We start from the raw sequence: 611 nt of genomic DNA, 5'->3' as shown, positions 1-611 counted from the left end.
CTCGACGCAATGCTGTCACGTGTGATTGGGCGATGGAAGTTCTCTTGAATGTAGATACAAATCCCTTGATAGAGATCTTGCACACGGCTATGTGACTGCTGCTCGACTGGTGCATCCAACATCGTCTTCGCGTATTGCAGTAATGCTTGCAGTAAAAGCTCATCCATTGGTTTTTTAGTATTCTCACGAGCTAGTGAGCTCAACGCTTCTAAGATGTTATCTATCGCAAATCCTGAGCGTGTTTGGATGCTATGCTTTTGAATATCGTAAAAGTTTGCCTCACCTTTGCGTTTGCTCACCAAACTTAACCCAAGTTGTCGACGCCCAAACAAAATACTTAACACTGAGCAATCGGTATCCCAGTCTGGTTTATTCCAACAGTTAGGTGGAATAAATATCGCGTCGCCTTTTTTAGCAACGATGTGCGTTACTTTTCGATCATGACTTTCCATTTCATTAATATATTCCCCATCCAGAACTAACTCTAGGCGAGGGAAATTAACTTGATAGCTAAATTCAGGCGGCGTATGAAAATCTCCTGCAAACCAAATATTATGAAATGGCTCTCTTTCATTTAATACCGCCGAAATTAAATCATGAAAAATCATTGT

General features: G+C 41.1%; 1 protein-coding gene. It reads right to left on the bottom strand.

Going from position 1 to position 611, the window contains the following annotated elements:
- Positions 1 to 608: AraC family transcriptional regulator (locus R7Q11_RS27610; RefSeq protein WP_225467163.1), on the bottom strand; the 608-nt coding region annotated here is incomplete at its 3' end.
- Between the last annotated feature and the right edge of the window lie 3 nt (positions 609 to 611).

The organism is Vibrio sp. 970 (assembly GCF_033339075.1).
Note: the sequence above shows the minus strand (reverse complement) of the source record. Positions and strands in the feature narration are given on the sequence as shown.